14 protein-coding genes are annotated in these 20483 nt (G+C 69.7%); 10 read left to right on the forward strand and 4 right to left on the reverse strand.

Features of this window, described 5'->3' with window-relative positions:
- Nucleotides 1-47 precede the first annotated feature (47 nt).
- The 5 genes from ACFSDF_RS16075 (at nt 48) to ettA (ending at nt 7239) form a co-directional block, all read left to right on the forward strand.
- On the forward strand, nt 48-1439 hold the full coding sequence (locus tag ACFSDF_RS16075; RefSeq protein ID WP_167250245.1) for a PrsW family intramembrane metalloprotease: 1392 nt from the start codon (nt 48-50) through the stop codon (nt 1437-1439).
- 105 nt (nt 1440-1544) lie between these two features.
- Nucleotides 1545-3263: a dynamin family protein gene (locus ACFSDF_RS16080; RefSeq protein WP_255490659.1), complete on the forward strand. Its 1719-nt coding sequence runs from the start codon at nt 1545-1547 to the stop codon at nt 3261-3263.
- A 1-nt stretch (nt 3264) separates the two neighbouring features.
- The gene (locus tag ACFSDF_RS16085; protein ID WP_167003952.1) at nt 3265-4890 is read left to right on the forward strand and encodes a GTPase; all 1626 of its coding nucleotides are present in this window, start codon (nt 3265-3267) and stop codon (nt 4888-4890) included.
- A 112-nt stretch (nt 4891-5002) separates the two neighbouring features.
- On the forward strand, nt 5003-5473 hold the full coding sequence (locus ACFSDF_RS16090; protein WP_167003949.1) for a single-stranded DNA-binding protein: 471 nt from the start codon (nt 5003-5005) through the stop codon (nt 5471-5473).
- 83 nt (nt 5474-5556) lie between these two features.
- Nucleotides 5557-7239, forward strand: coding sequence for an energy-dependent translational throttle protein EttA (ettA, locus tag ACFSDF_RS16095; protein WP_167250247.1), 1683 nt, complete (start codon nt 5557-5559; stop codon nt 7237-7239).
- A 76-nt stretch (nt 7240-7315) separates the two neighbouring features.
- Here the strand turns inward: ettA and ACFSDF_RS16100 are convergent, their stop codons facing one another.
- The 3 genes from ACFSDF_RS16100 to ACFSDF_RS16110 form a co-directional block, all read right to left on the reverse strand.
- Entirely contained in the window at nt 7316-11104 is a 3789-nt protein-coding gene (locus ACFSDF_RS16100; protein WP_377158280.1) for a glycosylhydrolase-like jelly roll fold domain-containing protein, read from the reverse strand.
- Nucleotides 11101-14235 (reverse strand): family 78 glycoside hydrolase catalytic domain, encoded by a 3135-nt coding sequence (locus ACFSDF_RS16105; RefSeq protein ID WP_377158282.1) that lies wholly within the window; start codon nt 14233-14235, stop codon nt 11101-11103. The genes ACFSDF_RS16100 and ACFSDF_RS16105 overlap by 4 nt, the downstream gene beginning before the upstream one ends.
- A gap of 226 nt (nt 14236-14461) precedes the next feature.
- A complete protein-coding gene (locus tag ACFSDF_RS16110; RefSeq protein WP_167003938.1) occupies nt 14462-14947 on the reverse strand; it encodes a MarR family winged helix-turn-helix transcriptional regulator in 486 nt (161 codons plus the stop codon).
- A gap of 146 nt (nt 14948-15093) precedes the next feature.
- Between ACFSDF_RS16110 and ACFSDF_RS16115 the strand changes: the two genes are divergently transcribed.
- The gene (locus tag ACFSDF_RS16115) at nt 15094-15630 is read left to right on the forward strand and encodes a YceI family protein (protein WP_182397098.1); all 537 of its coding nucleotides are present in this window, start codon (nt 15094-15096) and stop codon (nt 15628-15630) included.
- A 105-nt stretch (nt 15631-15735) separates the two neighbouring features.
- Here ACFSDF_RS16115 and ACFSDF_RS16120 read toward each other — a convergent pair whose 3' ends face one another.
- Nucleotides 15736-16317 (reverse strand): TetR/AcrR family transcriptional regulator, encoded by a 582-nt coding sequence (locus tag ACFSDF_RS16120; protein WP_167003935.1) that lies wholly within the window; start codon nt 16315-16317, stop codon nt 15736-15738.
- A gap of 108 nt (nt 16318-16425) precedes the next feature.
- Between ACFSDF_RS16120 and ACFSDF_RS16125 the strand changes: the two genes are divergently transcribed.
- The 4 genes from ACFSDF_RS16125 (at nt 16426) to ACFSDF_RS16140 (ending at nt 20425) form a co-directional block, all read left to right on the forward strand.
- On the forward strand, nt 16426-17571 hold the full coding sequence (locus ACFSDF_RS16125) for an acyl-CoA dehydrogenase family protein (protein ID WP_167250253.1): 1146 nt from the start codon (nt 16426-16428) through the stop codon (nt 17569-17571).
- Between the two features lie 82 nt (nt 17572-17653).
- On the forward strand, nt 17654-18877 hold the full coding sequence (locus ACFSDF_RS16130) for an acetyl-CoA C-acetyltransferase (RefSeq protein WP_167250255.1): 1224 nt from the start codon (nt 17654-17656) through the stop codon (nt 18875-18877).
- Complete coding sequence (locus tag ACFSDF_RS16135) at nt 18874-19641, forward strand: SDR family oxidoreductase (protein ID WP_167003926.1); 768 nt, start codon at nt 18874-18876, stop codon at nt 19639-19641. The genes ACFSDF_RS16130 and ACFSDF_RS16135 overlap by 4 nt, the downstream gene beginning before the upstream one ends.
- Before the next feature lies 1 nt (nt 19642).
- Nucleotides 19643-20425: an SDR family oxidoreductase gene (locus tag ACFSDF_RS16140; protein ID WP_167003923.1), complete on the forward strand. Its 783-nt coding sequence runs from the start codon at nt 19643-19645 to the stop codon at nt 20423-20425.
- The last annotated feature ends 58 nt before the right edge of the window (nt 20426-20483 follow it).

Here is a 20483-nt window from a genome sequence, read left to right on the forward strand (position 1 = left end):
ACCCTAGCGGCGCAGGACTGGTCTGCGTACGCCGCTAGGGTTCTCGTGTGTCCCAGCCGTGGGCGGCATCCGCGCCGCACTCTCCGTCAGCGCCGGTCCCGCCCGGGCCGCTGCCGCGGCTGCGCGACCCCATGTGGCAGCGCGGCCACACACTGCTGATGGTGCTGATGTTCGTCACAGCCGCGATCGGCGTCGTAGGGGTCTGCTTCTTCGCGATCACCAGCGGGGACGCCGCGGGCAGCGGTCTGAGCCTCCTCTACGCAGTGCTGCCGCTGCCGGCGATGCTCGGCTGCTTCTTCTGGCTCGACCGGTACGAGCCGGAGCCGTGGCACTACAAGCTCGCTGCCGTCGTGTGGGGCGGCGTGGTCTCGGTCGCGATCGCGCTGCTGGCCCAGATCCTGATCTCGAACACCTTCGACCTGTCCGACTCGGCGCTCGCGACGTTCATCGCGCCGGTCACCGAGGAGCCGGCGAAGTGCCTGTTCCTCGTTCTCACGTTCCTGCGGATGCGCCGTGTCATCGACGGTCTCGTGGACGGGCTCGTCCTGGCCGGCTTGGTCGGCCTCGGCTTCGCCTTCGTCGAGAACGTCGTCTACTACGCAGGCGCCTATGGCGGCATCGACGAGACGGGCGTCGACGGCCCGGCGGCGACGACGGTGACGTTCGTGCTCCGCGGCATCATGAGCCCGTTCGCCCACCCGATGTTCACCGCCGCGTTCGGCATCGCCGTCGGACTGTCGGTGCGTCAGCGCTCCACGGCGGTGCGTGGCCTGATCTGGGCTGCAGGTCTCCTCGGGAGCATGCTGCTGCACGGCATCTGGAACGGCGGCGTCAGCTATCTCGGCGGGACGGGCTTCCTCCTCGCGTACGGGTTCACCGGGCTGCTGCTGGCCGGCACGATCGTCCTCGCCGTCCTCGCGCGGCGTGACCAGGGCCGCTACCTCGTCCGCGCCCTCACCGACATCGCCCGGCGCGGCTGGCTGGTCGCCGACGAGATCCCCTACATCGCCTCGCTCAGCTATCGTCGCAAGGCCGTCAAGCACGCCAAGCTCCACGGCGGCGAGATCTCGGCCAAGGCGACCAAGCGCTATCAGCGCGACGCCATCACGATGGCCTACCTCTATGCCGGCGTCATGGACCGGATGCCTAAGCCGCAGGCACCGCAGCGCGTCGACGCGTTCCTCTCGGAGATGCGGGTGCTCCGCCCGTACGTGGTCCTGCCGCCGCCCCTGCGCTTCTCGTACGCGCGGCCGAGCGCCTACGGCAACCCTCCGTACGGAGCCGTCCCGCCGCCGTCGTCATACCCGATGAACACCCCGTACGGCCCCCGCGCGCCCTACGCCGCCCCTCCTGTCACCCCGTCCAGCCCCGACATTCCACCGAACGCCCCAGGGCAGCACCCCCCGGGCGGTCGGCCCCCGCAGCAGCCCCGCAGGTGACCGCCGACACTGTCTCGGACATCCCGCGAGGTCACCGGTGCGTGATCCGCCCCGCTCTCCATTACTCTGAGGTCGGGCATGTCCCCCCCTTCTCCGGAGGTTCGAGTGTCGACGGATGGCTCCACTGCGACTCTGCTCGCTGCGCTGCTCAAGCTGCGCACCGAGCTGAGCGGTGCTGCCCTCGGGCTGGACATCCCCGGGGCTTCGGACGGACGTGAGGCTCAGCGGGCGCTGCTGACACAGCTCGACGACTACGTGCTGCCGCGCCTGGTGCAGCTCGACGCCCCTCTCCTGACGGTCGTCGGCGGCTCCACCGGCGCCGGCAAGTCGACCCTGGTCAACTCGCTGATCGGCCGTCGGGTCACCGAGTCGGGCGTCCTGCGGCCGACCACGCGCTCGGCCGTGCTGGTGCACAATCCGGCTGACGCCGACTGGTTCCAGCCCGACCGGATCTTGCCCGACCTGGCCCGCGCCACGACCCAGTCCCATGACACCCGCTCGCTGACGCTCGTGGCCGCGCACACGGTGCCCAAGGGTCTCGCGCTCCTCGACGCGCCCGACGTCGACTCGATCGAGACCGAGAACCGCCGCCTCGCCACCGAGCTGCTCGCGGCGGCCGACCTCTGGCTGTTCGTGACGTCGGCCGCCCGTTATGCCGACCAGGTCCCGTGGGACTACCTGCGTGAGGCGGCCGACCGCAGTGCGGCTGTGGCCATCGTCCTCGACCGCACGCCGGACACGTCGATGGGCGAGGTCCGCGGCCACCTCGCACGCATGCTGACTGCGCGCGGCCTCAAGGACTCGCCCCTGTTCACGGTGCTCGAGACCGAGGTCGACGACGACGGGCTGCTGCCCCCGAGCTCGGTCGCACCGATCCTCAACTGGCTCCACGACCTCGCTGCCGACCCGGAGGTCCGCTCCGCGATCGTCACCCAGACCCTCGACGGCGCGGTGCGCAAGATCGTGTTCGGTGCGTTCGACGTCGCCGACGCCGTGGCCGACCAGGGGGCGGTGCTGAGCGCGCTGGTCGAGGACGTCGACCGTGCCTACACCGGCGCCGAGGCGGCGTTCGCCAAGGCCGTCTCCGACGGGACGCTCATGCATGGCGAGCTGACCGCGCGTTGGCGCGACTTCGCGGGGTCGGGCGACCTCCTGCGCGGCGCCGACGACCGCATCGGCCGGATCCGTGACCGCATCGTGGATAGCGTCCGCGGCCGTCGCGCGCGTGTCGCCGAGGTCCACGAGAGCCTCGCGCACAACGTCGAGCTCCTCCTCCTGGAGCAGGCTGAGGCCGGCGCCCACGGGGCGTACCAGGCATGGGAGCAGAACCCTGCGGGCTCCGGCCTGATCGAGGGGCCGGGCCGCGAGCTCGACCGCGCGACCCGCACCCTGCGCTCGCGAGCCGAGCGGATCTCCTCCGACTGGATCGAGGCGTGCACCGAGATCGTGCGCGCCGAGGGCGGCGAGCGCCGCATGACCGCGCGGTTCCTCGCGCTGGGTACGGCAGGGTCCGCGGTGACCCTCGGCATCTGCGTCGTCAACGAGCTCGCCCCCCGCGAGGACGAGGCGAACACCGGTGCTGCGATAGCCCGCGAGCTGCTCTTCGACGTGTTCGGAGACGCGACAGCGCGGCGTCTCGTCGAGCTCGCCAAGGAAGACCTTCTCCGCCGGGCGGGCGCCGTCCTGCGTGATGAGCGGCAGCGGTTCTATGACGTGATCGCACGCACTGCCGCTGCACCCGCTGCAGCCGATAGCATTCGAGCCGCTGCACGCGCAGCAGAGGACGCGCGGCACACCGACCTGATCCCCGAGGACTGGGACTGACGTGACTGACACCCCTCCCGCACCGCTGTTCAGCACGACCGGCGGTGACGTCGCCGCACGCGTCGACGGGCTCGCCCGCGCCGTGGAAGCATCTGCAGGCCGCCTCGACCCCGCACTCGTGGCGGAGGGGGCAGCGGTCGTCCAGCGCGCCAGCGCACGCCTCCGCCTCGCCAGCGACCGTACGGTCGTCGCCCTCGCTGGAGCGACCGGCTCCGGCAAGTCGTCGCTGTTCAACGCCGTCGCCGGCGTCGAGCTCTCTGCGGTCGGCGTCCGCCGTCCGACGACGTCGTGGGCGATGGCGGTCGCCTGGGGCAACGACGGCGGCCGTGCTCTGCTCGAGTGGATCGGCATCCCCGAGCGCCAGCAGATGTCGCTCGGCAGCCCGCTCGGCCTCGTCCCAGAAGACACGAACCTCGACGGGCTCGTCCTCCTGGACCTCCCTGACCACGACTCGACCGAGGTGGCGCACCACCTCGAGGTCGACCGCCTTGTGAAGTACGCCGACGTGCTGGTGTGGGTCCTCGACCCGCAGAAGTACGCCGACGCCGCCATCCACGAGCGCTACCTGCGCCCGCTCGCTCGGCACGCCGAGGTGACGATGGTCGTCCTCAACCAGATCGACAAGCTCCCGCCGGAGCAGTGGGATGGCACCCTCCAGGACGTCCGCCGACTCCTCGCCGAGGACGGTCTGGCGGGAGTCCCGGTCATCGCCGTGTCTGCCCTGCGCGGCGACGGCGTCGACGACTTCAAGCGCGCGCTGGTGCGCAGGATCCGCGACAAGCAGGCTGCTGGCCTTCGTACGGGCGCCGATGTCGAGCACCTCGCCAAGGCGTTCGAGCAGATCAGCGGCGACGCGCCGGCGCTCGGTCTGACCGACTCCGACCGTGCGCAGCTCGCGGACACCCTCGCCGACGCGGCGGGCGTCTCGGCGGTCGCTGACGCCGCCGAGAAGTCGCTCGTGTCGCGCGCGGTCTCGGCAACCACCTGGCCGCCGCTGCGCATGATCGGCCGCTCCAAGAGCACGTCGTCCGGGCCCGGTTCCGCGTTGCACGCCCTCGGTGCCGAGGGCGTCTCCGCGCGGGTCCAGCGCCCGGCCGTCGACGTCGCTGTGCGCGACGTCGCCGAGAAGGCTGCGATCGGGCTCACGCCGTCGTGGGTGCAGTCGATGCGCCGTGCCGTCGTCGTCCCCAACCGCGACCTCGCCGACGTCCTGGACGACGCGATCGCCCGTACGGGGCTGGGCATCGACAAGACGCCGACGTGGTGGTCGTTCGTCAAGCTGGTGCAGTGGGCCGCGCTCGCCGTCATGATCGCCGGCCTCCTCTGGATGCTCGCGCTCACCGGTGCCGAGCTGACCGGTTCGGCCTCCGCGCCGACGGTGGCAGGGGTGTGGCTACCTGCCTACCTGGCCGGAGGCGGCCTCGTCGTCGGACTGCTCTTGGCGCTGGTGACCACGGTCGCCGCGAAGTCCTCGGCTTCGCGACGCGCCCATGGCGCCGAAGACCGGCTGCGCGCGACGATCGCCGAGGTGACGCGTGAGCGGGTGCTCGCGCCTGTCGATCACGAGCTCGCCGCGTACGAGCAGGCTCGTCGCGGCATCGCTGCCGCGCTCGGCCGCAACGTCTGACCTTCTCCTCGTACGTCCACAGCGTCCGGCCGTCCCCAGGGCGGCCGGACGTCGTGCGTACAGGGCTCTTGGGGACCCACGCTGTGTGTGTCCCCGACGAGCAGGAGAAGTCATGAGCGACAACCAGATGACCGTGTACGGCAACCTCGGCACCCCGGTCGACTACCGGGAGAGCAAGGGCTTCGGGTGGGCGATGTTCAGGGTCGGTTCCACCCCGCGCTTCTTCGACCGCCAGCAGGGCCGCTGGCGTGACCTGGAGACGGTCTGGATCACCGTCAAGGCCAGCCGCACGCTCGCGCAGAACGTCGCCGCCTCCCTCAAGACCGGCGATCCGGTCGTGGTGATCGGACGCCTGCGCAGCCACACCTGGGAGGACAAGGACACCCGCGAGCAGCATCAGCGAGATGTCCTCGAGGCCACCGCGGTGTGCCACGACCTCAACCGCGGCACGTCGACGTTCACGCGCAACGAGCCGGCAGCAGTGCAGGAGCAGGCGTCATCAGACGGTGAGGCGGTCGCGGAGTTCGAGAGCAGCCACACCGCCCCGGCACCCGGAGCGCGTGCGGAGCCCGTCGCGGTCTGAGGCGGGCGGTCGGGGGCGGTCAGGGGGCGGTCAGGGCGTCCGATTCACGCATGCTGTGGTCGAGCGCCTAGGCTTGACCCACCATGGCTGATTACGTTTTCACCCTGCACAACGTCCGCAAGGCGCTGGGCGACAAGGTCGTTCTCGACAACGTGACGTTGTCGTTCCTGCACGGCGCCAAGATCGGCGTCGTCGGCCCGAACGGCACCGGCAAGTCGACGCTCCTCAAGCTGATGGCCGGCATGGAGCAGCCGAACAACGGCGACACCTACAAGGACCCCGACGCGACCGTCGGCATCCTCCTCCAGGAGCCGCCACTGACCGAGGGCAAGACCGTCCTCGAGAACGTCGAGGAGGCCGTCGCCGACATCAAGGGCAAGCTCGACAGGTTCAACGCGATCAGCGAAGAGCTTGCCAGCCCCGATGCCGACTACGACTCCCTGCTGGCCGAGATGGGCGAGCTCCAGACTGATCTCGACCACGCCAACGCGTGGGACCTCGACTCGCGGCTCGAGCAGGCCATGGACGCCCTGCGGTGCCCGCCCCCGGACGCGATCGTCGACCCGCTCTCGGGCGGTGAGCGTCGCCGCGTCGCGCTGTGCAAGCTGCTCCTCCAGCAGCCCGACCTGCTGCTGCTCGACGAGCCCACCAACCACCTGGACGCCGAGAGCGTGCTGTGGCTGGAGCAGCACCTCGCGAAGTACCCCGGTGCCGTGCTCGCCGTGACCCACGATCGCTACTTCCTTGACAACGTGGCGCAGTGGATCCTCGAGCTCGACCGCGGCAAGACCCACCCGTACGAGGGCAACTACTCGACCTACCTCGACACCAAGCAGCAGCGCCTCGTCGTCGAGGGCAAGAAGGACGCCAAGCGTCAGAAGATCCTGGAGCGCGAGCTCGAGTGGGTCCGCTCCAACCCCAAGGCCCGCCAGGCCAAGAGCAAGTCCCGTCTGGCGCGCTACGAGGAACTGGCCGCGGAGGCCGAGCGTCGCCGTTCGGTCGACCTGTCGGAGATCAACATCCCGGCGGGCCCGCGCCTGGGTGACGTCGTCCTCGACGCGAAGAACCTGACCAAGGGGTTCGGCGACCGTACGCTCATCAGCGACCTCAACTTCTCGCTCCCGCGCGCCGGCATCGTCGGCATCGTCGGTCCGAACGGCGTCGGCAAGACCACGCTGTTCAAGATGATCGTGGGGGAGGAGGAGCCTGATGCGGGCAGCCTGACGGTTGGCAGCACGGTCAAGATCTCGTACGTCGACCAGTCGCGAGGCGGCATCGACCCCTCCAAGAACGTCTGGGAGGTCGTCTCCGACGGGCTCGACCACATCAAGGTCGCCAACTTCGAGATGCCCAGCCGCGCCTACGTCGCGTCGTTCGGCTTCAAGGGCCCCGACCAGCAGAAGCGCGCCGGCATCCTGTCCGGTGGTGAGCGCAACCGCCTCAACCTGGCGCTGACGCTCAAGATGGGCGGCAACCTGCTGCTGCTCGACGAGCCGACGAACGACCTGGACGTCGAGACCCTGCAGTCCTTGGAGGACGCGCTGCTCGAGTTCCCGGGCTGTGCCGTGGTGATCTCCCACGACCGGTGGTTCCTCGACCGCGTGGCGACCCACATCCTCGCGTGGGAGGGCGACGCCGACGACCAGTCCAACTGGTACTGGTACGAGGGCAACTTCGCCGACTACGAGGCCAACAAGGTCGAGCGCCTCGGGCCGGACGCAGCGCGTCCGCACGCCCTGACCTACCGTCGCCTCACGCGCGACTGACGGACGGTTCAGAAACGACGGTGCCTCCCGACCAGACATCGGTCGGGAGGCACCGTCGTTCCTGCCTCGCCCTGGGTCAGCTCGGGAGGACCCTGATCGCGTCGACCACGAGGTCACCGGTGCCGGTGAGCGGATCGAGTCGCAGCTGCGTCAGCGAGGCGTCCTGACGCGGGATGACGATCCGGTAGGTCCTCGTCCCGCCCGACTCGACGGAGAACCGTCCACTGCGCGACTCGGCGAAGCCGCCGTCGATCGTCGCCCAGAACAGCTGTCCGCCGCCCCCGGCAGTCGACGACATTTCGACCTCGACCACGGCACCGTCGGCCAGCGGGACTGACACCTGCGGTCCCACGAGGAACGGGTCGCCGCCGGTCGACGAGAACCGGAGCGCGCCACCGGACGCCGCCAGCCCCTCGATCTGGTTCGCCGCGGACCAGCCCTCCGTCTCGCCGTCGATCTCGAACTCCCACGCGGCGAAGGAGTGCACGACCGTGACGTGGACGGTGCGTGCGACGGTGCGTCCGTCCGGACCCGCCAGCGTGAGCGTCACTGGCGCCGTGCCTTCGTCCGCGTCGGACGGAGGCGTGACGAGCACGTCCACGCTGGTGCGGACCTGCGTGCCGGACGACGGCTCAGTGATCTCGACGGTCGCGGGGTCGACGGTCCACCCCTCCGGAACGGCGGTGCTCAGCGTCGCGGTCAGGTCGTCGGGGGCGATCCCGCTCACTGTCGCGGTGAACCGGGCCGGCCGGCCGGGAATGACCGATGCCGAGCCAGGCTCGACAGCGAGGTCGAGCGACGTCACCTGAGTGCCCTGGGTGAGGGCGAGGTCGACGACCTTCTGCGGGCGCAGCGCCACGGGTCCGAGCAGGCCGGACGGCGCGGCGCTCCCGTCGACCGCGTTGGCTGACGCGTTGGTGACGCGCACCTCGATCACGTTCTTGCCGTCGCGCAGCAGGTCGGTGACGTCGACGGTGTACGGCGACCAGTCGACCGAGCCAGCCGTACGGCCGTTGACCGTCACCTCGGCCAGCTCGCGCACGCGACCCAGGTCGAGCTGCAGCCGTCGGTCGTCCGCGCGGAACCCGTCAGGCACCGTGAACGCCTTGGTGTAGGTGCCCGACCCCGAGTAGTCGCGGTCCAGGTCCGTCCAGGACCCGAGCGGACGCGTGACCGACTGCGCGCCGTCCTGGTCGAACCGGAACTGCCAGTCACCGCCGAGGGACAGCGCCTCCAGCGGATCCTCGACAGTCGTCACCGCCCCGTACTCGCGCCCGCGGTACTCGCCACGGGCATAGACCTCGCCCGGCCGGTCGGCCACCAGCGTCGTCCGCAGGGTGCCCTTGGTGAACGTGACGTCCTCCGCCTGGGCGTTGGTCGCCGTGAGGTGCGCGACCTTCCCCTTCGGGTGCGCCCCGGGTCGGAAGGTGACCCACCGTGCCTCGTACGGCTCCATCGTCAGCGGGACGACCGTCTGGTCGCCGTCGCGTCGGAACACCGGCGCGACCTGCGTTTCCCCGGTCTCGGGGTCCCAGTTCTCGGGCGTGCCGGCGACGTCGAACCGTGCCGTCGTCCGGACCTCGTTCCCGGACAGGTTCACCACGAGGAACGCGTCGTCGGCCTTGCGCTTCACATGCCGCACGCGCAGGTCCGGTGCGGAGTCGAGCGTGACGCCCGGTGTCACCCGTGCGCTGACGACCTCGGCAAGTGTGCTGCGGTCGGGCAGGTAGGCCGCGAGCCCGCCGCGACGGTGCTTCTTGGTCGAGGCGACCGGCGCTGCCGGATCGGTGCCGAACAGCGCGGTCAGACGACGCTGGAGCGCCGCGTCACGGCCGGACGCCTCGCGTGTCGCCAGGCCGTCGACGGCGACCACGGTGCCACCGTCGGCGACCAGCCGCTCGAGGGTCCGTACGGACTCGAGCGACAGCACGGTCGTACGGGGGAGGACCACCGCCTGCCAGCGCTGCTTGTGCAGTGCCAGCTCGCCGTCGCGTACCTTCACGTCCACACCCAGGTCCTCGTCGCCGGCCAGCGCCAGCTCGTCGAGGTAGTCGAAGTCCAGCTGCGCGCGCAGCAGGTCGTTCGACGTGCCCGTCCACGAGTCGTCGACCGGCCCGAGGTCGGGACCATTGCCCGCGAACCCGCGGACGTCCCACGGCGTCCCCGTCGCCATGATCGACGAGCTCGGATAAAGCACGCCGACCGGGTTCATGGCCGTCGCGCCGCGTGCGGGCTCGGTGAGCCGGCCCACCATCTCGGCGTACTGGGAGAAACGGGGCCAGAACGTGTTCTGGAAGAACTGGCTCGGCGGGGACTCCGCCGCGCGCTCGCCGTCGGTCGAGTAGTAGAACGCGTGGTTGTCGATGAGGTCCACGCCACCTGCGGCCTCCCATGCGACGGTCCGCTTCATCTCCTCCATCGTGAGGTCCCAGCCGAACGCGCCGAACGTCTCCGCGAGGTTGCGCTTGCGGTCGAACAGGTGGGCGACCGAGGAGTTCAGCTTCGGCGTGATCGCCGAGGTGTTGAGCCCGCTGATCAGGTCCATGCCCGGCAGCTGGTAGTGCCGGCTCATCTCGAACCAGCTCCCGCCCTCGATCAGCTTGTGGCTGCCGAGGTCCTCCTCCACGAGCGGGTTGGAGATCAGCGCGATGTCGTGCTTGGCCGCCCAGTCGGCGAGGGGCTTGGTGTGCGCCTCGTTGTAGCGGTCGGAGAGAGCGTCGTAGTAGTCGACGCGCGCCTTGGTCGTGGTCGCGCCGGCGTCGTACCAGATCCCGAGCAGGTCTTGCGTCAGGTCGTAGCCCGCGTTGTCCGCGAGGTACGCCCGGAAGCCCGGCGTCCACGGGATCGAGCCGCGCGAGTCGAGCCCGCCGCGGTTGTCCGGGAAGTTGTTGTAGAAGCCCGGCTCGTCGTTGAAGATGCCCGGGATCGTCGACCCGAAGTGGCGGCCGAAGCGCTCGTAGTACGTCTCGTGCGTGATGTCGATGAACTTCTCGGTCACGTCCGGGTTGAGCATGTCGACGTACGGCTCGTCCGGCTCGAGGTCGGGGTGGTAGTTCTCCAGCGGCCGCTGGACGAGGTGCACGAGGCACCAGTCGCCGGCGGGCGCCTCCCACGTCAGACGGCCGTCCTTGATCTGGTCGGTCAGCTCGATCGTGGACGCGCCGTCGAGGCGGACTCCGCGCGCCTCACCGTTCGTCGCGCACGCCCCGTCGCCGGACTTGCGTGCCGCCAGGGTGGCCACCAGCTCCGGCTGCGGGGTGTCGGACCCGTCGCTGCGGCCGGGAACCTCAGCGTCGTACGTCGTCCCACCGGCCACCTCGGTGGCGCTGGGGGAGAGGTACCACGGGACGTACGACGGATCGGCCTCGATCGTGCGTCCGTCCACGTCGCCACCACGGACCGTACGGCCGCCGGCGAACCCGCTCGGCCAGTTGAGGTCGTCGTACAACCACGCCTTCATCTTGCGGCTGCGGGCCTCCTTGAGGACGAAGCCGACCTTGTCGAAGTAGTCGGTCGACAGGTAGTACGTGTTCTCGGTCTTGCCGAACTCGCCGCCGAGGCCCTGGCGCGGGTGGATGAAGAACTCCTCCACGCCGTTGTCCTGCATCTCGTCGAGCTGGCGCTCGAGCTCGGCCTCGGTCAGCTTGCCGTTCCAGAACCAGAACGCGTGCGGCCGACTCGTGGACGGCGGGTCGGCGAACGCCGCCGGGTCGAGACGACCGGTGGCGTCGTCCCAGGCGGGTGAGCTGGGTGTGCGGTCGGTCGCGCTCGACGCGCTGGTCAGCCCGAGGGTCAGCGCGACGACCGCGAGAGCGGCAGCCGCCGTGCGCGTGCGACGGCGCCAGGCCGTGGATCGCCGGGTCATGCGTCCTCCTTCACGGTGAAGCGGTAGGTGCCAGAGCCCAGCTCGGCGACGACGGCGTCGCCCTCGACGCGGACGTCGCTGACGCCGGCGGCCTTCGTGACGGGCCGGCCGCTCTCGGTCACCGCGCGGACGCGCGAGCCCGGGATGGTGACGGTGGCGGTGGTGTTGACCGGCACCGTCACCGTCATCGTCAGGCGGCCGTTCTTGCGCGCCCACTGCGAGCGGATCTCGCCGTACCCGGACTCGAACCGCGCGTCGGCGTGGTCGAGCCCGCCGCCAGGCTGCGGGGCGACCGTGAAGTGCCGGTAGCCGGGCTGCTCGGGATCGGGCGCGATGCCGCCGATCGTCTGGTACATCCAGTTGCCGACCGCGCCGTATGCGTAGTGGTTGAAGGAGTTCATGCTGACGTCGCCGAAGCTGCCGTCAGGCATGATCGAGTTCCAGCGCTCCCAGATCGTCGTGGCGCCGTTCTCGACCTCGTAGCCCCACGACGGGTAGGTCTTCTGGTTGATCAGCTTGTACGCCACGTCGGTGTGGCCGGTCTTGGTGAGCACCGGGAGCAGGTCCGGCGTGCCGAGGAAGCCGGTCGCCAGGTGCCAGTCGTGCCGCTCCAGGTTGGCGACCAGGCGGTCGGCGGCGTCGTCGACGAGCGCGTCCGGGACCAGCCCGAAGGACAGGGCGAGGACGTAGCCGGCCTGGGCGTCACCCGGGAGCGCGCCGTCGTCACCGACGTACCGCTCGATGAACGCGTCCCGCACCTCGGCGGCCAGATCGGCATAGCGGTCGGCGTCGGCGTCCTTGCCGATCGCGTCGGCCATCTGGGACAGGAGTGCGGTGACGTGCGCGAAGTACGCGGTGCCGATCAGGTCGCGCGGCGTGTTGTCGTCGAGGTTCAGCCAGTCGCCGTACCCGGCGTCCGGGCGGATGAGGCCGTCGCTGTTCTTCTCGAGGTAGTCGATCCACGCCGTCATCGAGGCGTAGCTCTCCTCGATCACGGCGGTGTCGCCGTACGTCTGCCAGACGGTGTACGGCACGGTGACCGCCGCGTCGCCCCAGCCGGCGTTGCCGGCGCCGACCACAGGCACGTATGGGACGACGTCCGTGACCGCGCCGTCGGGACGCTGCGCGTCTCGCAGGTCCTGCAGCCACTTGTCGCCGAGGAACGTGGAGACGTCCATGTTGAACGCGGCCGTCGGGGCGAACACGTTGATGTCGCCGGTCCAGCCCATCCGCTCGTCGCGCTGTGGGCAGTCGGTGGGCACGCTCAGGAAGTTGCCGCGCTGCGACCACACGATGTTGCTCTGGAGCTGGTTGAGCATCGGGTCGGACGTCTCGAAGTGACCGGTCAGCGGTGCGTCGGTGCCGAGCACCTTGCCGACCAGGTCACGCTTTCTCGGCTTGTCGGACAGCCCGGTGATCTCGACGTAGCGGAAGCCGTGGAACGTGTAGCGGGGCTCGTACGTCTCGACGCGGTCGCCGCGGGCCGTGTAGTAGTCGATGACCCGGGCACTGCGCATGTTCTCCGTGTAGAGCGTCCCGTCGGGATTGATCTCCTCGCCGTAGCGCAGGCGGACCTTCTGTCCTTCGGCGAGGCCACGCAGGGTGAGTGCGACCGTGCCGACCATGTTCTGACCGAGGTCGAGGACGTACGCGCCGGATGTCGGCTCGGTGATCTTCTGGACGGGCATCTCCTGCGTGACGGTGACCGGGGGAGCGGACTGCGCGACGAGTGCGGTCTCGACGTCGGTCTTCTCGACGACCGGGGCCCAGGAGCGGTCGTCGAACCCGGTGCGGGTCCAGCCAGGCGTCTCGAGGCGGGCGTCGTACTCCTCGCCGTCAAGGATGTCCGCGTGGGTGACCGGGCCGGCGGTGCTCTTCCACGAGGTGTCGGAGACGACGCGCTCAGTCGTCCCGTCGGTGTAGGTGATCTCGAGCTGGCTGAGCAGACCGGGCAGCTTGCCGTACAGGTTCGGGCCGTAGATCGCGATCTTGCCGGCGTACCAGCCGGTCGAGAGGCGCGCGCCGAGCGCGTTCGCGCCCTGCTTCACCAGCGCCGTGACGTCATAGGTCTGGTAGGGCGTGCGCTTGGCGTAGTCGGTCCAGCCCGGGGCCCAACGGTCGTCGGAGACCTCGCGGCCGTTGAGCTGGAGGTCGTAGATGCCGAGCGCCGTCGAGTACAGCCGCGCCGACTTCACGCGCTTGTCCGCGGTGAACATCGTACGGAGCTGCGAGGTGAGCTCGGCCTTGGCCTCGGTCGTCGGGTTCCAGCGGATGGTCCGGTCACCGGTCGCCGGTGCGTCGTCCGCGTAGGCCTGGCCCTCGGTGAAGACGTCGTCGGTGTGGCTCCACCACCCCGCCTGGCCTTCGAGCTGGGACATCTCGAGGTAGTAGTCGCCGGGCTCCGCGGGGCTCTCGAGCTCGAGCTCGGCCCAGCTGTTGTCGGCGTGGTCGACGAACCGGTGCTCGGCGACGGCCTCGCCATCGGGCCCGCCGCGGCGCAGGGTGAGGGTGAAGTCTGAGTCGGACGTGCCCCAGGTCGGGAAGCTTCCGCCGATGCGGTCGAACGGACGGTCCGTGGTGACGGACTGGCCGAGGGTCTTGCCCGTACGGAGTGCGGCGGGGGAGTTCTGCTGCGAGTTCGAGGTCGGCAGCGGGAGGTCGGTGTCGTGCGCGATCCACTGCGCGGACCAATCCGAGGCGTCCAGGAGGCCGGTCTCGAACCACGTCGGCGAGCTCCAGCGCCCGGCGTGGCCGGTGACGTCCCATGCCATCACCTTCCAGTGATAGCGCGTACGGGACTCGAGCTGCGGGCCGCCGTACGGGACCTGCTGCGACTCGGACGAGTCGACCTTGCCCGAGTCCCAGACGTCGCCCTTGCCGCGGGCGAGGAGGGCCGGGCTCGAGGCGACCAGGACGCGGTACGCGGACTGCGACTGCGCGCGCTCGTGCGCGGTCAGCTGCCATCCGAAGGCAGGGAGTCGTTCACCGACCCCGAGGGGCCGGGTCTGGTGGTCGGTCGCGAGGGCGTGGGGGCGGACCTCGCCCGGCGGCGAGGCCTGGGCGGGTGCGAGCGGGAGGAGGAAGGTGGCGGTCGTGAGTGCGACCGCGAGCTTGAACAGACGTGTGTTCATCGAGCGGGATCCCTTCGGCGCGTGTGCATAGACGAAGCAGAGCCGGGCGGTTGAATCGTTTCACTGTGACCTTCGCAACATATGTGTGCAGAGGTCAACCATCACGTCCGGTTTCGGCCACGCGCCCGGGTGGACGTACGACCCGACAAAAGGACCCGACGTTAGCCCCCCATATGCGGGGTGAAACGTCGGGTCCTGATGTCGGGTCGTACGTCGAAGAGGGTGTCTAGAAGCGCGAGCCTCCGAGATCGGTGAGGATGCGCTCGAAGACCCGCCCGACCACGGCGAACTCCTCGTCGGTCGTGTTGTCGAGGAGGTAGCGGCGCACGCCGCCGACATGGGTGTGGGCAGCCTCGCGCAGCCGCTCCATGCCGGCCTCCGTGAGCTGGGCGTTGACGCCGCGCCCGTCGGAGGCGCACGAGCGGCGCTCGACGAGACCGGCGCGCTCGAGGCGGGCGACGGTGTGCGTGATGCGGCTCCGGGAGTGGGCGACCTTGTCGGCGACCTCGGCCATCCGGAGCGTCCAGTCGTCGGCCTCGGAGAGGCGGACGAGGATCTCGTACTCGGGCATCGAGAGGTCGTGCTCGCGTCGCAGATCGCGGTCGAGCTGGTCGAAGAACACCGTCGAGCCGCCCAGGAACGACCGCCAGAGCGCCTGCTGACGGTCGTCGAGCCAGCGTGTCTCGGGGGAAGCCTGCGTGGTCGAGGTCATGAGCAGAAGTGTACCCAGGGAATAGTTGTGGATTCAATTAGTTGTGGATACAGTGAGGCTCGTTGGTTTAAACCGCAACAACTTACGGGGATGCCGACACCTCGACCACAAGGATCCCGCACGACACCCGAAGGGCACACATCGACATGGCACAGATCACCGCAGGCACCTGGAACTTCGATCCCACGCACACGGAGATCGGGTTCACCGTCCGCCACCTCATGAGCAAGGTGCGTGGCAAGTTCGAGAAGTTCGAGGGCAGCATCACCACCGCGCCCGAGATCACCGAGTCGACTGCCACCGCGACGATCGACCTGAGCTCGATCAACACCGGCACTCCTGATCGCGACGCGCACCTGCGTTCGGCCGACTTCTTCTCAGTCGAGAACCACCCCACCATGACGTTCACCTCGACCGGTGTCGTCGAGAAGTCCGACACCGAGTTCGTCGTGACCGGCGACCTCACCATCAAGGACGTGACGCGCTCGGTCGAGCTCGCGGTCGAGTTCCTCGGCGAGGGCAAGGACCCGTGGGGCGGCACCCGTGTGGGTGTCGAGGCCACGACGGTGATCAGCCGCAAGGACTTCGGCATCGACTTCAACATCCCGCTCGAGGGTGACAAGGTCATGATCGGCGACAAGATCAGCATCGCCATCACCGGTGAGGCCGTCCTCGCCCAGTGACCTCGTCGACGCGCTGACATCGGCGCGTACGAGACGCTTACGCGGCCGTCCTGGAGTCCCGCCGGCTTCAGGGCGGCCGTTCGCCTGTCTGGTGGAGCCCTCCGGTCAGGCCGTACGGGCGCCGACCGCGCGCAGCGCCAGCTCGGCGTACAGGCGTGCGACGGAGTCGGGGGTGCGGGGTCCGTCCGGCTGGTACCAGCGGACGAGGTCGATCGCCATCGAGATCAGCGCCAGCGCGGTGCCGGGCACGTCGTCGACCTCGAAGACCCCCTTGTCGACGCCCTCGGCGACGGCGTCGCGATAGATGCGCTCGATGTCGCGCCGGTAGCCCGCGACCTCGCGACGGTGCTCCGGGGACAGTGCTGAGAACTCGTACTGGACGACGCGGGCCTTGCGGCTGTGCACGGCGTGCCACTTGGTGAACTCGTACTGCATCTCGGCCAGGCGCTCGACCGGGTCGGCGGTCGAGGCGTAGGCGATGGCGAGCATGTCACGCGTCGAGCGGTGGCCGTCCGAGCTGATCTCGTACAGCAGCTCCTCTTTCGAGGCGTGGTGCACGTAGAGCGCGGCGGGGCTCATGCCGGCCCGCGTGGAGATGTCGCGGGTGGTCGTGGCGTGGAAGCCGCGGTCGGCGAAGGCCTCGACGGCGGCGTCCATCAACCGCTGACGGGCGGGTACCTCGGTCATGGGCCTCTCCTGCACGACGAACCAGCGGAGGGTGGGGACCCTCCTCCACGCTAAGCGAGCGCTTAGTACACTCTAGGTGATCGCGACCTGTCACCCGGAGGCACTCCCATGAAGCGAGCCATCTTCGACGAGGACCACGAGGCGTTCCGTGCGTCCGTCGCCGCGTTCGTCGAGCGTAGCGTGCTGCCGCACGTCGAGCAGTACGCCGACAACAAGGGTCTCCCACGTGCGTACTGGCTCGAGGCTGGCAAGCAGGGGCTGCTCGGGCTCGAGGTTCCCGAGGCGTTCGGCGGGGCCGGCGCGCAGGACTTCCGCTTCAACGCGGTGCTCGCCGAGGAGCTGTCGAAGGTCAACGCCGCGCTGCCGTCGTGCACCGGCATCCACTCCGACATCGTCGCCCCGTACCTCATCGAGCTGACCACGGATGAGCAGAAGGAGCGCTGGCTCCCCAGGTTCGTGACCGGCGAGCTGCTCACCGCGATCGCGATGACCGAGCCGTCGGGCGGGTCCGACCTTGCCGCCCTCAAGACCACCGCCGTGCGCGACGGCGACGAGTGGGTCATCAACGGCTCCAAGACCTTCATCACCAACGGCTGGTCGGCCGACCTCGTGGTCGTCGCCGCCCGTACGAGCCCCGAGAAGGGCGCCAAGGGCATCACGCTCTTCGCGGTCGAGACCGGCATGGATGGCTTCACCCGCGGCCGCAAGCTCGACAAGGTCGGCCAGAGCGAGTCTGACACTGCCGAGCTGTTCTTCTCCGACGTCCGGGTCAGTGACGCGCAGGTCATCGGCGAGGTCGACCGCGGCTTCATCGCGATGATGGAGCGCCTCCCACAGGAGCGGCTGACGTGCGCCGTCTCCAACGTCGCCCACGCCAAGCAGATCCTGCTCGAGACGATCGCGTACGCGAAGGAGCGGCACGCGTTCGCGCAGCCGATCGGGTCCTTCCAGCACAACAAGTTCCTCTTCGCCGAGCTCGTCACCCGGATCGAGTCGGTGGAGGCGTACGTCGATGCGGCCGTGCTCGCCCACACCCGGCGCGAGCTCACCGCGATCGACGCAGCCAAGGTGAAGTGGCTGACCTCCCAGGTCCAGAACGAGGTGCTGGACCACTGCGTCCAGCTGCACGGCGGGTACGGGTTCATGAACGAGTACCGCGTCGCCCGTGCCTGGCGCGACGCCCGCGTGACCAAGATCTGGGCCGGCTCCAACGAGATCATGAAGGAGCTCATCGGTCGCGACCTCGGTCTCTGACCCTGTCGGAGCAGCCGCTCACCACGCCACACTTTCTCGGGACCTCGCCGCCAGTCCGCTCGTCGAACCAGAAGGAAAGCTCATGACAGAAGCCGTCATCGTCTCCACCGCGCGATCGCCCATCGGTCGCGCGTTCAAGGGCTCGCTCAAGGACATGCGTCCGGACGACCTCTCTGCCCAGATGGTGCGCGCCGCTCTCGACAAGGTGCCCGAGCTGGACCCGCGTGACATCAACGACCTCATCCTCGGCTGCGGTCTGCCCGGCGGTGAGCAGGGCATGAACATGGGCCGTGTCGTGTCGGTCCTGCTCGGCTACGACTTCCTCCCCGGGACGACCGTGACGCGCTACTGCTCGTCGAGCCTGCAGACCACGCGCATGGCGTTCCACGCGATCAAGGCCGGTGAGGGCGACGCCTACATCTCCGCCGGCGTCGAGACGGTCAGCCGCTTCGTCAAGGGCAACAGCGACGCGATCCCCGGCCAGCAGATCACCAACCCGGTCTTCACCGACGCCATGCAGCGGACCGAGTCCCTCGCGCAGGGCGGGCAGAAGTGGGCCGACCCGCGCCAGGACGACCACCTCCCTGACGTCTACATCGCGATGGGCCAGACCGCGGAGAACGTCGCGCAGGTGCTCGGCATGAGCCGCGAGGAGCAGGATCGCTTTGCCGTCCGCAGCCAGAACCTCGCCGAGCAGCGCATCAACGAGGGCTTCTGGGCGCGTGAGATCACGCCCGTCACGCTCGCCGACGGCACGCAGGTCACCGCCGACGACGGCCCGCGCGCGGGCACCACGTACGAGGCCGTTTCGCAGCTCAAGCCGGTCTTCCGCCCTGACGGCACCGTCACCGCCGGCAACGCGTGCCCGCTCAACGACGGCGCGGCCGCGCTCGTCATCATGAGCGACCAGAAGGCCAAGGACCTCGGCCTGACCCCGCTCGCACGCATCGTGTCGACCGGCGTGACCGGCCTGTCGCCCGAGATCATGGGCCTCGGTCCGGTCGAGGCGATCCCGCAGGCGCTCAAGCACGCGGGCATGTCGCTCGGCGACATCGACCTGTTCGAGATCAACGAGGCGTTCGCCGTGCAGTCGCTCGGCTCCGCGCAGCAGCTCGGCATCCCCGAGGACAAGCTCAACGTGAACGGCGGCGCGATCGCCGTCGGTCACCCGTTCGGCATGACCGGCGCCCGCATCACCGCGACGCTGATCAACTCGCTGCAGTGGCACGACAAGCAGTTCGGTGTCGAATCGATGTGCGTGGGCGGCGGCATGGGCATGGCCATGGTCATCGAGCGTCTCTCGTGACCGGCGGCGGCGCGAAGCGGTTCGAGGGCCGCACCGCGATCATCACCGGCGCGAGCCGCGGCATCGGCCTCGGCATCGCCCAGCGCCTCGTCGACGAAGGGGCCCGCGTCTGCATCACGGCCCGCAACGACGAGGCGCTCCAGGAGGCCGTGGTCCACCTCGGCGGCCCGGAGGTCGCGATCGGCGTCGCGGGCAAGGGCGACGACCCTGACCACCAGGACGAGGCGGTCGCACGGACGGTCGAGGCGTTCGGGTCCGTCGACCACCTGGTCAACAACACGGGGATCAACCCTGTGTACGGCCGGATGATCGACATCGACCTCGCGGCGGCGCACAAGATCTTCGCCGTCAACGTCCTCAGCGCGCTCGCGTGGACCCAGAAGGTGTTCCACACCTGGATGGACGAGCACGGCGGCACCGTCGTCAACCTCGCGTCGGTGGCCGGCATCAAGCCCGCGCCCGGCATCGGGTTCTACGGGGCCAGCAAGGCGATGCTCATCCACGTCACCGAGGAGCTCGCGGTCGAGCTCGGCCCGTCGGTGCGAGTCAACGCCGTCGCACCGGCGGTGGTCAAGACGAAGTTCGCCACGGCGCTGTACGAGGGGCGCGAGGAAGAGGTCGCGTCGGCGTACCCGATGAAGCGTCTCGGCGTCCCCGACGACATCGCCTCCGTGGTCGCGTTCCTGCTGTCGGACGACTCCGGCTGGCTCACCGGCCAGAACATCGTCGTCGACGGCGGGCTCACGCTCACCGGCGGAGTCTGACGTGCTCCCCGATCGCGCGGGCGTCGTCGTCACCGGCGGAGGCAACGGGATCGGACGTGCGATCGCGCACCGGCTGAACGCAGCCGGTGCGCGTGTCGTCGTCAACGACCTCGACCCGGAGGCGGCCGCGCAGGTCGCCAACGAGGTCGGCGGTCTGGCCGTCCCCGGTGACGCCGCCACCGAGGAGGGCGTCCGCGCCCTGGTGGACGCCGCGCGGGCCCACCTCGGGGCGATCGACGTGTACTTCGCCAACGCGGGCATCGCGCGCGGCGACGCGGAGACGGCGTCGGACGCCGACTTCGAGGCGTCGTGGCAGGTCAACGTGATGGCCCACGTCCGGGCGGCGCGGGCGCTGTTGCCCGAGTGGCTCGAGCGAGGGGAGGGGCGGTTCGTCGCGACCGCCTCGGCGGCAGGGCTGCTGATGATGCTCGGCTCGGCCCCATACACGCTGTCCAAGCACGCCGCCGTCGCTCACGCCGAGTGGCTGTCGGCCACGTACCGGCACCGCGGCGTCGTCGTGCAGGCGCTCTGCCCCCAGGGCGTCCGTACGGCGATGCTCGACGACACCGGCCCGGCCGGCGACGTCACGCTCAAGGACGCGGCGATCACGCCGGAGCAAGCAGCCGAGGTCGTGTACGACGCGCTGCAGGACGATCGGTTCCTGATCCTGCCGCACCCGGAGGTGGCCGACTACGCCCGTGCGAAGGCTGCCGACCCGGACCGGTGGCTCGGCGGCATGAACCGGCTCCAGCGGCGCATCGAGGACCTCCGCGCCGACTTCTGACGCCGGGTCACTTCCTAGCAATGCCGGGTCGCTCTTTGGCAGCTCCGGGTCACTTTCA

Source organism: Mumia zhuanghuii, assembly GCF_042681565.1.
In the GTDB taxonomy this organism is placed as follows: domain Bacteria; phylum Actinomycetota; class Actinomycetes; order Propionibacteriales; family Nocardioidaceae; genus Mumia.

Coding starts and splice junctions, on each gene's coding strand:
- ACFSDF_RS16090 (WP_167003949.1), top strand. CDS start 5,003: ATGAGCGACAACCAGATGACCGTGTACGGCAACCTCGGCACCCCGGTC.
- ettA (WP_167250247.1), top strand. CDS start 5,557: ATGGCTGATTACGTTTTCACCCTGCACAACGTCCGCAAGGCGCTGGGC.
- ACFSDF_RS16100 (WP_377158280.1), bottom strand. CDS start 11,104: ATGACCCGGCGATCCACGGCCTGGCGCCGTCGCACGCGCACGGCGGCT.
- ACFSDF_RS16105 (WP_377158282.1), bottom strand. CDS start 14,235: ATGAACACACGTCTGTTCAAGCTCGCGGTCGCACTCACGACCGCCACC.
- ACFSDF_RS16110 (WP_167003938.1), bottom strand. CDS start 14,947: ATGACCTCGACCACGCAGGCTTCCCCCGAGACACGCTGGCTCGACGAC.
- ACFSDF_RS16115 (WP_182397098.1), top strand. CDS start 15,094: ATGGCACAGATCACCGCAGGCACCTGGAACTTCGATCCCACGCACACG.
- ACFSDF_RS16120 (WP_167003935.1), bottom strand. CDS start 16,317: ATGACCGAGGTACCCGCCCGTCAGCGGTTGATGGACGCCGCCGTCGAG.
- ACFSDF_RS16125 (WP_167250253.1), top strand. CDS start 16,426: ATGAAGCGAGCCATCTTCGACGAGGACCACGAGGCGTTCCGTGCGTCC.
- ACFSDF_RS16130 (WP_167250255.1), top strand. CDS start 17,654: ATGACAGAAGCCGTCATCGTCTCCACCGCGCGATCGCCCATCGGTCGC.